Annotated in this window: 11 protein-coding genes; 7 read left to right on the forward strand and 4 right to left on the reverse strand. The window is 74.0% G+C overall.

All coding sequences use genetic code 11. The features are described from left to right. Positions 1–5 precede the first annotated feature (5 nt). Both ACFYYJ_RS05265 and ACFYYJ_RS05270 read left to right on the forward strand, forming a co-directional pair. Positions 6–1,724 carry a serine/threonine-protein kinase gene (locus ACFYYJ_RS05265; protein WP_389128643.1) on the forward strand — a complete coding sequence of 573 codons (1,719 nt, stop codon included), beginning with the start codon at positions 6–8 and terminating at the stop codon, positions 1,722–1,724. Positions 1,725–1,777: 53 nt separating this feature from the next. Further along, a complete protein-coding gene (locus tag ACFYYJ_RS05270) occupies positions 1,778–2,689 on the forward strand; it encodes a squalene/phytoene synthase family protein (RefSeq protein WP_385365756.1) in 912 nt (303 codons plus the stop codon). On the opposite strand, the gene ACFYYJ_RS05275 is transcribed toward ACFYYJ_RS05270, so the two are convergent. Both ACFYYJ_RS05275 and ACFYYJ_RS05280 read right to left on the reverse strand, forming a co-directional pair. Continuing rightward, complete coding sequence (locus ACFYYJ_RS05275; protein ID WP_389128645.1) at positions 2,673–3,419, reverse strand: transglycosylase SLT domain-containing protein; 747 nt, start codon at positions 3,417–3,419, stop codon at positions 2,673–2,675. The two genes, ACFYYJ_RS05270 and ACFYYJ_RS05275, sit on opposite strands and share 17 nt — an antisense overlap. A gap of 375 nt (positions 3,420–3,794) precedes the next feature. After that, on the reverse strand, positions 3,795–4,730 hold the full coding sequence (locus ACFYYJ_RS05280) for a dihydrodipicolinate synthase family protein (protein WP_389128647.1): 936 nt from the start codon (positions 4,728–4,730) through the stop codon (positions 3,795–3,797). A gap of 71 nt (positions 4,731–4,801) precedes the next feature. Between ACFYYJ_RS05280 and ACFYYJ_RS05285 the strand changes: the two genes are divergently transcribed. The 5 genes from ACFYYJ_RS05285 (at position 4,802) to ACFYYJ_RS05305 (ending at position 10,099) form a co-directional block, all read left to right on the forward strand. Beyond that, entirely contained in the window at positions 4,802–5,845 is a 1,044-nt protein-coding gene (locus tag ACFYYJ_RS05285; RefSeq protein WP_389128650.1) for a LysR substrate-binding domain-containing protein, read from the forward strand. Between the two features lie 70 nt (positions 5,846–5,915). Beyond that, complete coding sequence (locus ACFYYJ_RS05290) at positions 5,916–7,019, forward strand: S-(hydroxymethyl)mycothiol dehydrogenase (protein ID WP_385510845.1); 1,104 nt, start codon at positions 5,916–5,918, stop codon at positions 7,017–7,019. 85 nt (positions 7,020–7,104) lie between these two features. Beyond that, on the forward strand, positions 7,105–8,415 hold the full coding sequence (locus ACFYYJ_RS05295; RefSeq protein ID WP_389128654.1) for an alpha/beta fold hydrolase: 1,311 nt from the start codon (positions 7,105–7,107) through the stop codon (positions 8,413–8,415). A gap of 32 nt (positions 8,416–8,447) precedes the next feature. Next, positions 8,448–9,212: a PIG-L deacetylase family protein gene (locus tag ACFYYJ_RS05300; RefSeq protein WP_389128657.1), complete on the forward strand. Its 765-nt coding sequence runs from the start codon at positions 8,448–8,450 to the stop codon at positions 9,210–9,212. A gap of 53 nt (positions 9,213–9,265) precedes the next feature. Beyond that, the gene (locus ACFYYJ_RS05305; RefSeq protein ID WP_389128659.1) at positions 9,266–10,099 is read left to right on the forward strand and encodes an enoyl-CoA hydratase/isomerase family protein; all 834 of its coding nucleotides are present in this window, start codon (positions 9,266–9,268) and stop codon (positions 10,097–10,099) included. Between the two features lie 3 nt (positions 10,100–10,102). Here ACFYYJ_RS05305 and ACFYYJ_RS05310 read toward each other — a convergent pair whose 3' ends face one another. Both ACFYYJ_RS05310 and ACFYYJ_RS05315 read right to left on the reverse strand, forming a co-directional pair. Continuing rightward, positions 10,103–10,999 (reverse strand): SDR family oxidoreductase, encoded by an 897-nt coding sequence (locus ACFYYJ_RS05310; protein WP_389128662.1) that lies wholly within the window; start codon positions 10,997–10,999, stop codon positions 10,103–10,105. A gap of 50 nt (positions 11,000–11,049) precedes the next feature. Further along, the gene (locus ACFYYJ_RS05315; protein WP_389128665.1) at positions 11,050–12,213 is read right to left on the reverse strand and encodes a hypothetical protein; all 1,164 of its coding nucleotides are present in this window, start codon (positions 12,211–12,213) and stop codon (positions 11,050–11,052) included. Positions 12,214–12,383: the final 170 nt, after the last annotated feature.

Here is a 12,383-nt window from a genome sequence, read left to right on the forward strand (position 1 = left end):
CGGCCATGAGCACTGGTGAGGCCGGCAGACAAATGATCGACGGGCGATTCGAACTCGTCGCACCCCTGGGCAGTGGGGGCATGGGTACGGTGTGGCGCGCCCGCGACGTCGCCCTGCACCGCGAGGTCGCCCTCAAGGAAGTGCGCCCGCCGGACCCGGCGACCGCCGCGGCCCAGCCCGGTCTCGCCGATCAGCTGCGCGAACGGGCCGTCCGCGAGGCCCGTGCCCTCGCCCGCCTCGCCCACCCCCACGTGGTGACGATCCACCACATCGTCGAGCCTCCCGAGGGCGCGGACGGGCATCCGTGGATCGTCATGGAGCTCGTCCGCGGCGGCTCGCTGCACGACAAGCTGGCGGCCGGCCCGGTGCCGCTCGCGGACGTGCTGCGGACCGGCCTCGACGTGCTCTCCGCGCTGCGCGCCGCACACGCCGAGGGGATCCTGCACCGTGACGTGAAACCGGCCAACGTGCTGCTGCGACCCGACGGGTCGGCGGTGCTCACCGACTTCGGCATCGCGGCCCTCCAGGAATCGACGGGGCTCACCGCGACCGGTGTGCTGATCGGCTCGCCGGAGTACATAGCGCCCGAACGCGTGCGGGGCGAGGAGGGGCTCGCCGCCTCCGACCTGTGGTCGCTGGGCATGATGCTGTACGTGGCCGCGGAGGGCGTCCATCCGCTGCGCCGCGCCACCAGCCTGGCCACGGTCGTCGCCGTACTGGACGACCCGATCCCGACGCCCGTGCGCTCGGGCCCGCTGGGATCCGTACTGGAACGGCTGCTCGTACGGGACCCGGCCGCGCGGCCCGACGGCGCGCAGCTGGAACAACTGCTCCGGGACGCGAGCGCCGCTCTCGCAGCGGGAGCGGGAGCGGGAGCGGGAGCGGGAGCCGCAGTCGGAGCCGCGGCCGCGGTTCCGCTCGGCGCCGCCGCCCCCATGGCCGCCCCCCTTCCCCCGTCCCCCTACGGGCAGTACGGGCCGCCCACCCCGCCCCCGTTCGGCCCGGTGCCCTCCCCCTACGCGGCCAACACCACGCCCCTCGCCACGACGCCGGCCCCGCGCAGGCGCCGGACCCTGATCGGCGCCGTGGCCGTGGTGGTGCTGGCAGCCGCGGTCATCGGGATCGTCAGGGCGCTGCCCGGCGGGAACGCCGACGGCGGCCGCGACGCGGCCAAGGGCGGCTCCTCCGCCGCCCCCAACGTCTCCGCGAGCTCCGCCGCCGACCGGCCCGCCACCGCGAGCCCGGGGCCGAAGGCGAGCGGCTCCAAGGCGACCGCGCCCCGCGGCAGCATGCTCACCCCGGAGAACATCCGGATCGCGCTGGAGGACTTCAAGCAGAAGGCGGGCACGACCACGTTCGTGGACATGACGGTCTACGACGGCTACATCCTCGCCTCCATCCCCACCGCCGCCGGTGCCGAGACCGTCGACTCCTGGCAGTTCCGCGACGGTGCCGCCAAGCGCACCGGCCCGGACGGCACGGTCAAGGAGGGCGAGCCGCTGATCGACATGGCCACGGTCAACTGGGACGCCCTGCCCGGCCTGCTGGAGCAGTCCAAGAAGGACCTGAACGTCCCCAACCCCAGCTCGCGCTACGTCATCGTCGAGCCGTGGATGATGGACCAGGTCCCCTGCATGCGCCCGTACCTCAGCGACGAGTACGGCCGCGGCGGCTACGTGCTCGCAGGGATCGACGGCAAGGTCAAGAAGGTGGTCTCCTCCTGACATCGTGTACCCGTACGCACGTACGGTCCGACACGCCGAGGAGCCCCACCGACATGCCCAGTTGGCGCACCACCCTCACGGGGGCCGGGATCTCCGGCCCCCGCCTGCGCGAGGACTACACGCACGCCGCCCGCCGGGTCCTCCGCAGGGAGCCCGCCCCCTACCTCGCACTGCGCCTGCTGGCCGCGCCGGCGCTGGTGCCGTACCTCGCCGCCGGTCTCGCCTTCATGAACCTGGTCGACGACGTGGCCGAGACCGGAACGCCCGGCCAGCGGGCCGAGGGACTCGCCGCGCTCACCGGGCGGGTGGAGGCGGCCCTGAAGACCGGAGACAGCCCCGACCCCGTCCTGCGCGCCTACGCCCACGCGGTCCACACGCGTGCGCTGCCCCCGCACTGGATCTCCCGCTTCCTCGACGGCGCCGCCACCGCCGAGGCGGGCTTCGACGGCTTCGACACCGAAGCGGACTTCCAGACCTACCTCGACGTCTACGCCTGGCCCGGGGTACTGGTCTTCACCGGACTCCAGTACCAGGGCGGACCCGACCCCGAACAGGCCGCGGGCTGGCGGAGGTTCGTCGACGCGGCCCAGCGCGTCGACTTCCTCGCCGACCTGTGCGGGGACTTGGCGGACGGTCGGCTGTGCATCCCGCGCAGCAGCCTCGCCGAGCACGCGGTCACCCGGGCCGACCTCGAACGGGCCCGCGACACCCCTGCCGTGCGGGCCCTGCTCGCCGCCGAGACCCGGCGCGCCCGTGCCTCCCTCGACGCCACGCACGACGTCCTCGGACTGGCCGAACCGGGGCTGCTTCCGGTGATCGCCACCATGCGGGAACTGATGGAGCAGCAGTTGACCGCGGTCGAGCGCGCGGGGGTCTCCGCCCTGCGCCGGGACGTCGGCTACGGGCTGGTGGCGCCCCTGCGCACCCTCGCGCGTGCCCGCAAGGGGCTCAGTAGGCCCCGTTGACGTTGTCGATGGAACCGTAGCGGGCGGCCGCGTAGTTGCACGCCGCGGTGATGTTGGCGACCGGGTCGTACGAGTTCAGCGAGGTGCCCGGCACGTGGTAGGCCTGGAAGGTCGGGTCGATGACCTGGAGCAGGCCCTTGGACGGGATGCCGTTCTGGGCGTTGATGTCCCAGTTGTTGATGGCGAGCGGGTTGCCCGAGGACTCGCGCATCACGTTGCGGTGAATTCCGTTGTAGGTGCCGGGAATTCCGTGCTTGGCCATCACCGACAGGGACTCGCGGATCCACCCGTCGAGGTTGTTCGGGTAGGTGGGTGCCACGGCGGGTGCGGCGGCGGGGGCGAGCGTGGTCCGGGCGGCGGAGCGGCTCGCACGGACGGCCTCCGGCTGGGCGCCCAGCTTCAGTTTGATGCCGGGCCGGATGATCGACGGATTGTTGCCGATGACGCTCTTGTTCGCCGCGTAGAGCGTCTTCCAACCGCCGCTCACGGAATGTTTCGAAGCGATCCCGGAAAGGGTGTCGCCGGCCTTCACGGAATAGGTCGTGTCGGCGGCGGCGGGGGTCGCGGCGGCGATGGTGCGCGTCGCGGGAGCGGTGGTGGTCTCCACTGCCCCGGCGGTGGTCGCGCTGATCAGGGGGAGGGTGAGGGCCGCGCCACCGGTGCCGGCGAGGGCCAGCTTGCGGGTGATCTTCTGGTGCTTCGGCCGACGGTGCTTACCCTTTGCGGGCATGGCGGAATTCCTCACGTGGGGGGACGGGAGACCCCGGTGGGTGGGCCGGATTCGGCTGGGGAGCACCGGGAGTGAGGTGACCGTAAGTGAGTCCGCCGGGCGGCAACAAGACCCGAATTCCGCCGGTAGATCGACTTCCTGCCTTAGGTCCGGTAAATGACCTTGATGGCGTACCGGAGAAATGGCCGATTCCCTTTCCGGGAAAAGGGAATCGGCCGTCGGGAAGAAATGATGTTGGAGGAATCGCCGTGACTCACATCACGGGTCCGGGGCCTCGTGCCCAATCCGGGCAAGTCCGGTCTCCATGCGGCTCATTCGGGCGACCTGCCCTTAGGTGGCGAATCGGCTGAATCGGGCATTTCGGAGTGTTGGATCCTACGGTTCGAGTTCCGCCAGCCGCTCCAGGGCGGACGCCACCGCCGCCTCGGAGGCCGGCAGCAGCGGGAGCCGCACACCGGGCGTCGGAATGCGACCCAGCGCGTGCAGGACACCCTTGACGACCACCGGATTGGGTTCGGCGAAGGCCGCCGCGGACAGCCGCGCCAGGGCGTGCCCCAGCGGTCGCGCCCGCGCCACGTCCCCCGCCCGCCAGGCCCCGGCCAGCTCCGCGAACCGGTCCGTCGCCAGATGGGCCGAGGCGAGGATCGCGCCCGACGCGCCCATCGCCAGCAGCGGGGACGCGTACGCGTCGTCCCCCGCGAGCACCTCGAACCCGTCCGGCAGGTCGCCCAGCAGTGCCACCGTGTCCTCGCCGATGCCCCCGCCCGCGTACTTCATCCCGGCCACCCCGGGCAGTGCCCCCAGCGCCCGCAGCGCGGCCGCGTCCAGCGCCTGCCCCGTGCGGTACGGGATGTGATAGACGATCAGCGGTACGGGGCTCACCTCGGCCAGCCGCGCGAAATGCGCCAGGACCCCCGCCGCCGAGGGCCGTACGAACGACGGGACGGTCACCAGCGCCGCCCGCGCCTGCGGCCACCGCGCCAGCCGGGCCAGCGAGGCCTCCGCCTCCCGCGTCCCGCTCGCCCCCGCCCCGACCGTCAGCACCGCGCCCCGCTCCCGGCAGACCCGGGCGCACACGTCGGTGACCAGGTCGCGCTCCGCCCCGTCGAGGGCCGCGCTCTCCGCGGTGGTGCCGAGCGCCACGATCCCGCTCGCGCCCGCGTCGAGCACCTGGTGCGCCAGGCCTTCCAGCGCCTCCGCCGCCACCTCCCCGGCGCGGTCGAAGGGGGTGACGAGGGGTACGTGGATCCCCCGGAGAGCGGCGGAGGGGGAAGTGGGTCGAGCCGTGTCCTGCGCTGTGTCGAGTGCCATGACGTAGAGCCTGACCCGCCCGACCCGACAGATCCAGTTCGCATTTCTTACCCGAAGCGTAAGCTGAGCCGATGCTCGACGTACGACGCCTGCGCCTCCTGCGCGAACTGGCCCGCCGCGGCACCATCGCCGCCGTGGCCGAAGCCCTCGCGTTCAGCCCTTCGGCGGTGTCCCAGCAGCTCGGCGTCCTCGAACGGGAAGCCGGTCTGCCCCTGCTGGAACGCACCGGCCGCCGGGTCCGCCTCACCCCGGCCGGGCAGCACCTGGTCGAACACGCCGAGGCCGTCCTCGAACGGCTGGAACGGGCCGAGGCCGATCTCGCCGAGGCCCGCGGCGGCCTGGCCGGCGCCCTGCGGATCGGCGCCTTCCCCACCGCCACCCGGGCCATCGTCCCCGCGGCCCTGACGGCCCTCGCCCGGCGCCACCCGGGGCTGGAGCCCATGGTCTCGGAGACCGACCCGGCGGCCGTGGCGCACGCGCTGCGGGCCGGGGACCTGGACGTGGCCCTCGTCCACGAGTACGACTTCGTCCCCGCCGCCGAGGAGCCGGGCCTGGCCACCGAGCCGCTGTACGCCGAGGCGATGTACCTGGCCACCGCGGCCGAGGACCCCCGGCCTCCGGCCCCCGGTGGCACGGCCCCGGCTCCGGGAGGCCCCGCGCCCGGACCCCCGGCCCCGGCCCCGACCGCCGGGGTCGACCCGGACGGCGTTTCACCCCCCGAGCGGGCCGCGGGCCACCCGGCCGATCAGGACGCCGTCCTGCGCGCGCACGCCGACGCCCCGTGGATCACCGCCACGCCCGGCACCCTCTGCCACGCCATGACCCTGCGGGCCTGCCAGGCCGCCGGGTTCACGCCCCGGGTCCGCCACCAGGTCGACGAGTTCGCCACCGTCCTCGCCCTGGTCGCGGCCGGGCAGGGCGTGGCCGTCGTACCGCAGCTCGGCATCACGGCCCCCGCCGACCCGGCCGTACGCCTCACCCGCCTGCTCATGGGCCGCCGCACCCAGCTCGCCTTCCGCAGCGGAGCCGCCGCCCACCCGGCCGTGGCCGCGTTCGGAGCGGCCCTGCGCGCGGCCGTGCCGCCGGAACTGGCGGGATCGCGCGCCGTGCCGTGAACTGCCCTACGGGGCCCCGCCCGTGTACGTTCCGTACCGACGGAGCCGACGACAGCAGAGCGGGGTAGACGTGACGCATCGCGTACGAGGGGTCATCGCCCGGAGCAAGGGCGCACCGGTGGAGACGACGACGGTCCTGGTGCCCGATCCCGGACCGGGCGAGGCGCTCGTACGGGTCCAGGCCTGCGGGGTCTGCCACACCGACCTGCACTACCGCCAGGGCGGCATCAACGACGAGTTCCCGTTCCTGCTCGGCCACGAGGCCGCCGGGGTCGTCGAATCGGTCGGCCCGGACGTCACCTCGGTGGCCCCCGGCGACTTCGTCGTCCTCAACTGGCGTGCCGTGTGCGGTACCTGCCGGGCCTGCAAGCGAGGGCGGCCCTGGTACTGCTTCGCCACGCACAACGCCACCCAGCCGATGACCCTGGAGGACGGCACCCCGCTCTCCCCGGCCCTCGGCATCGGCGCCTTCGCCGAGAAGACCCTCGTCGCGGCCGGCCAGTGCACCAAGGTGGACCCGGCCGCCTCGCCCGCCGCCGCGGGCCTCCTCGGCTGCGGGGTGATGGCCGGCCTCGGCGCGGCCCTGAACACCGGCAACGTGGGACGCGGCGACTCCGTCGCCGTCATCGGTTGCGGGGGAGTCGGCAACGCCGCCGTGGCCGGGGCCCGGCTGGCCGGCGCCTCGCGGATCATCGCCGTGGACCTGGACGACCGGAAGCTGGAGTGGGCCCGCGGCCTCGGCGCCACCCACACCGTCAACGGCCGTACGGAGGACGTGGTCAAGGCCGTCCGGGAACTGACCGGAGGCAACGGCGCGGACGTGGTCATCGAGGCCGTCGGCCGCCCCGAGACCTACAACCAGGCCTTCTACGCGCGCGACCTGGCGGGGACCGTGGTCCTGGTCGGCGTGCCGACGCCGGACATGAAGCTCGAACTCCCGCTCATCGACGTCTTCGGCCGCGGCGGCGCCCTCAAGTCCTCCTGGTACGGGGACTGCCTGCCCGAGCGGGACTTCCCGCTCCTGATCGACCTCTACCTCCAGGGCCGGCTCGACCTCGACGCGTTCGTCTCCGAGACCATCCCGCTCGACGGGGTGGAGGAGGCCTTCGCCCGGATGGAGCGCGGCGAGGTGCTCCGCTCGGTGGTCGAGTTCGGGCCGTCCACCACGGCCTAGACTCGGGCGGAACAGCACACCCGCGCCCCGGCCGCGATCCGGTCGGGGCGCGGGTCTTCCGTACCTCGTACCCCTGGGGCCGTCCGTGACCGTCGAGCACAGCTACCGCCATCCCGGAACGGTCCTCACCGACCACCGGTTCACCGTCCCGCTGGACCACGCGCACCCGGACGGGGAGCGGATCGAGCTGTACGCCCGGGAGGTCGTCGCCTCGGACAGGGACCCCGCGTCCCTGCCGTGGCTGCTGTACCTGGAGGGCGGTCCCGGCTTCGGAGCGCGCCGGTTCGTCGGCCGGCAGGCCTGGCTGGGGCGCGCTCTCGCCGAGTACCGGGTGCTCCTCCTCGACCAGCGCGGCACCGGACGCTCCACGCCCGTCAACCGGCAGACCCTGCCGCTGCGCGGCACCCCCGCGCGGCAGGCCGAGTACCTCGCCCACTTCCGCGCCGACTCCATCGTGCGCGACGCCGAGGCCATCCGCCCCGGCCTGACCGGCGGCGCGCCCTGGACGGTGCTGGGCCAGAGCTTCGGCGGCTTCTGCGCGGTCAACTACCTCTCCACCGCCCCCGAGGGCCTGACCGCCGCCCTGATCACGGGCGGGCTGCCGTCGCTGACCGCCACCGCGCGGGAGGTGTACGAGGCCGCGTGCCCCCGTATGGAGCGCAAGAACCTGGCGCACTACGCCCGGTACCCGATGGACGTCGACCGCGCCCGCCGGATCGCCGCCCACCTCGCCGAGCGTCCCGTCGAACTCCCCGGCGGCCACCGCCTGACGGCCTCCGCCTTCCAGTCCCTCGGCATCCTCCTGGGCTCCGGCGAAGGCAGCCACGAGCTGCACTACCTCCTGGAGGACGCCTTCGTCCCCACGCCGGCCGGCCCCGCGCTCTCCGACGCGTTCGTCGAGTCCGTCCGCTCGCACCTCTCCTTCGCGGGCCACCCCCTCTACGCGCTGCTCCACGAGGCGATCTACGCCCAGGACCCCTCCGAGGCCACCGCCTGGGCCGCCGACCGGGCGCTCGCGGACCGGCCCCGTTTCGACGCCGCGAAGACCCTCGCGGGCGACGAGCCGCTGCTGTTCACGGGCGAGACCATCCACCCCTGGCACTTCACGACCGACCCGGCCCTCGTCCCGTTGCGCGCGACCGCCGACCTGCTGGCCGCCCGTACGGGCTGGCAGCCGCTGTACGACCCGGCCCGGCTCGCCGCCAACGAGGTCCCGGTGGCCGCCGCCGTCTACCACGACGACCTGTACGTGGACACCGCGCACTCCCTGGAGACCGCCCGCGCGATCCGCGGCCTGCGCACCTGGGTGACGGACGAGTACGAGCACGACGGCGTCCGCGCCGGCGGCCCGCGAGTCCTGGACCGGCTGCTGGCCCTCGTACGCGACGAAGCCTGAGCCGGCGGGGCGGTTCGCCTATGGTGCGACGTATGACCGAACAGCATGCTCAGCAGTCCCAGTTGCCTCCCATGCCCACCGACTGGCAACGCGCTCTCGCCGTGGTGGCGCACCCCGACGACCTGGAGTACGGCGCGTCCGCCGCCATCGCGGACTGGACGGACGGCGGCCGAGAGGTCGTCTACGTCCTCGCCACGCGCGGCGAGGCGGGCATCGACACCGTCGCGCCCGCCGAGTGCGCCCCGCTGCGGGAGGCGGAGCAGCGCGCGAGCGCGGCCGCCGTCGGCGTGTCGCAGGTGGAGTTCCTCGACTACCGCGACGGCGTGATCGAGTACGGCCTGGACCTGCGCCGGGACATCGCCGCGGCCATCCGCCGCCACCGCCCCGAGCTGGTCGTCACGATGAACCACCGCGACACCTGGGGTGGTGCCGAGGGCGGCGGTTACTGGAACACCCCCGACCACAAGGCCGTGGGCCGGGCCACCCTGGACGCGGCGGCCGACGCCGGCAACCGGTGGATCTTCCCCGAGCTGATCACCGAGCAGGGTCTGGAGCCCTGGAACGGGGTGCGGTGGGTCGCGGTGACCGGTACGACCACCCCGACGCACGCGGCCGACGCCGGTCCGGGGATGGAGCGGGCCGTGAAGTCCCTCCTGGAGCACAAGGCCTACATCGAGGTGCTGACCGAGCAGGATCCGGAGGAGTACGTGCGCGGTTTCCTCGGTGGCGCGGCCGAACAGGCGGGCGCCCGGTTCGGCGGCCGTCCGGCGGTGCTGTTCGAGGTCTTCCACCGCTGACCCGCCACCCCTAGTCTGACGGTTCGTCAGCCAGGGATGGGGGGTGCGGGCAGGTGATCGACACCGTCTCCACGGAGATCGCGGAGGGTGAGGAGCGGATCCGGCTGGAAACGGCGGACGGGATCGCGGTCCTCACCCTGTGCCGCCCAGACAAGCTGAACGGCTGGAGCTGGGAGTCCACCCGTCAGCTCGGCCTGCTCGCGGACCGGATCCGCTTCGACCCCTCGGTACGGGTGGTGCTGCTGCGCGCCGAGGGCCGGGCCTTCTGCGCGGGGATCGACGTCACCGCGCCCGGCGGCGCCATCGCCGGTGCCTCGGCCGCCGAACGCACCCGCAACTACTACGAGGGCATCCGCTGGGTCCACGAGCGCTTCGCCGTCCTCGCCCGCCTGCCGCAACCGGTGGTGGCCGCGGTCCAGGGCTACTGCCTGGGCTTCGGCTTCGAGCTGGCCCTGATGGCGGACATCAGGGTGGCGGCCGAGGACGCCGTCTTCGCGCTCCCCGAAGCCGGGCTGGGCGTGGCCGTGGACGCGGGCGGAGACCTGCGCATCGCCCGCGAGGCGGGCGCGGGATGGGCCAAGTACCTGGCCCTGACCGGCCGCCGCATCGACGCGGCGACGGCCCACCGCCTCAACCTGGTCCAGCTGACCGTCCCCGGGGACGAGTTGGAGCCCACCGCCCGCGCGCTGGCGGCGGAGATCGCCGCGAACGCGCCCCTCGCGGTCCAGGGCGTCAAACGCGGCATCGACGCCTACGCCGACGCGGCCCTGCCCGCCGCCCTGGACCGGGTGGCGATGACCGCCGCCCTCACCCTCACCTCGGAGGACGCCCGCGAGGGGTACGGGGCCAAGGCGGCCCGCCGCCCGCCGCACTTCACCGGGGGCTGACCCTCATCCGGTGAACGGGCCCCGCCCCAACTGCTCCCGCAGCGGGACGACCTCCGGGTTGACCACGGCCCGGCGCTGCCAGTTCGCCCCGTCCACCACCAGCGTGTGACCGGTGACGAAGCGGGCGTAGGGCGAGGCCAGGAAGGTGGCGGCCCAGCCCAGTTCGCGCGGCGCGCCCACCCGCAGCGCGGGCTGCCGGGCGTCCTTGGCGTCGGGAGCGGCCCGCTCCAGTCCGCCGCGGATGTCCGCGGTCATGTCGGCGTGCGGGAACAGCCCGGGGACGAGCCCGTTGATCTGGATGCCGTACGGGCCCCACTCGACGGCGAGGGTCTCCACCAGGTTCTTCACCCCGGCCTTGGCGGCGGCGCTGTGGGCGAACCCCGGGCCGCCCGTCCAGGCGTACGAGGCGCCGATGTTCACGATGGACCCGGGGCTGCCCGCGGCGAGGTGGCGGCGGCCGAACTCGCGGGTCATGAACCAGGTGCCGGTGAGGGTGATGTCGACCACCGCCCGCCAGGCGTTCGGCGACAAGTCCTCGGCGGGGGAGGGGAAGTTGGCGGCGGCGTTGTTGACCAGCACGTCGGGCAGGCCGAAGGCCGCCTCGGCGGCGTCGAAGACCTCCGCGACCCGCTCCGGGTCCCGGATGTCGCAGACGGCGGCCGTCACCCGCCCCGCGCCGGGCACGGCCGCCAGCTCGTCCTGCGCGCTCTTCAGTTGCTCGACGCGCCGCCCCGCGATCACCAGGTCGGCGCCGAGCCGGGCGAACTCGGCGGCGATGGCCTTCCCGAGCCCGGTGCCGCCGCCGGTCACGAGGACCACCTGCCCCGCGTACGTACCGGGGGGCAGGGCGGCGGCACCGAGCGGCGGTGGCGCGGGCAGCCCGCGCGGGGGGTTCTCCATGCGCCCATCGATAGCGTGCGGGCGGCGAGATCACCATGCCGCCGACAGGATCAGCTCCGCGGCGCGTACGCCTGCCCGCTCGCGCAGTTCCAGATCACGGCACCGCCCGCCCGGGTGTTCCGGTCGATCACGCTGCCCCCGACCCGGTCGTCGTCCGTGGCGGCGAAGGCGCGGGTGAGCGGCACGTCGCCCGGGGCGCCCGCCGGGGCGGGCAGCGCCAGCGGGGCACCCTTGCCGGGCCAGTAGACGGCCTGGAAGTAGCTGGGCCAACTCTCCTCGAAGGTGGTGGCCGTGCCGACGGCCACGTTCGTGGTCGGGCTGCTGCCCGAGAGCTCCAGGTGCCCGTGGCCGGCGAGCCGGCCCGGGTCGGTGGGCAGGGCGTCGTACGGCTTCTTCCAGACCGCCGGGGTCTGCCTCGGGTCGTTGCGGTAGTAGTAGTCCTCCAGGCCGACGACCCGGCCGCGGTCGTCGATGTCCCGGCCGATGGTGGCGAAGGACCGGTGGTAGCCGTTCCACACCTGGAGGCTGTACGGCGGGTAGCCGCCCCCGGCGGGCCAGACCACCGGGAAGGTCTTGGTGACCTCGATGTCGTTGTCGGCGTCGAAGTAGGAGCCGCTGGCCGTGCCGACGATGTCGCCCCGCTTGTTGATGCCGGTCACCGCGACGATGGTGGTGCCCGGGATCGCGTCGTCGGGAACCGGCAGTTCCCGCACGACCTTGCCGTTCACCCACTCCTTGGCGACGCCCCGGTCCACGGCGACGACCCGGCCCGACGCGTTGACGTCGACGTCCGCGGAGCTCCCCGTGGCGGGCGTCGTGAGCGCTTCGGAGGCCGCGGCGCCCTGCTGGTGGGTGAAGGCGACCCGGGCACCGTCGGCGTCCCGGATGGCCGTCCCCACCATCAGGCCCGTCGCGCTGACGGCCTTGACGCCGCCCCGGTCGAAGCCGGCGGGCAGCGGGACGGCGTGGACCGTGTGCTCGGCGCCCGTCCAGTACGCGGGCAGACCGCCGCTCTCGCCGACCGCGAGCCCGCCGGTGCCGAAGCCCGACACGGTGCCCCCGCTCAGCCCCGGCAGGGCGGGCAGGAGCTGGACGGACGGGGTGCACGCGGTCGTCCCGGCCGCCGTGGCCGGTCCGGCGCCGGTGATCAGTCCCGCGAGGACGGCGGCGACCCCCGCGGCGGCCGTGGTGCTCTTCCTGTTGATGGCGTTCACTGTCGGTATCCCCCTGATGGTGCGTGGTCTCTGTCATATGCCGTATGGCATCTGCCTGTTGATCCACTGGCCATGCTGCCCGACCGTGATCCGTGAACACAGCCCTCCGCCGGAACCGCCGCGCGCGGGGGGCGCCGTCAACGCGGAGCGCTACCTTCCCCCTGGTGCGT

Origin of the sequence: Streptomyces sp. NPDC002467, from assembly GCF_042889825.1 — a bacterium.
Taxonomy (GTDB): domain Bacteria; phylum Actinomycetota; class Actinomycetes; order Streptomycetales; family Streptomycetaceae; genus Streptomyces.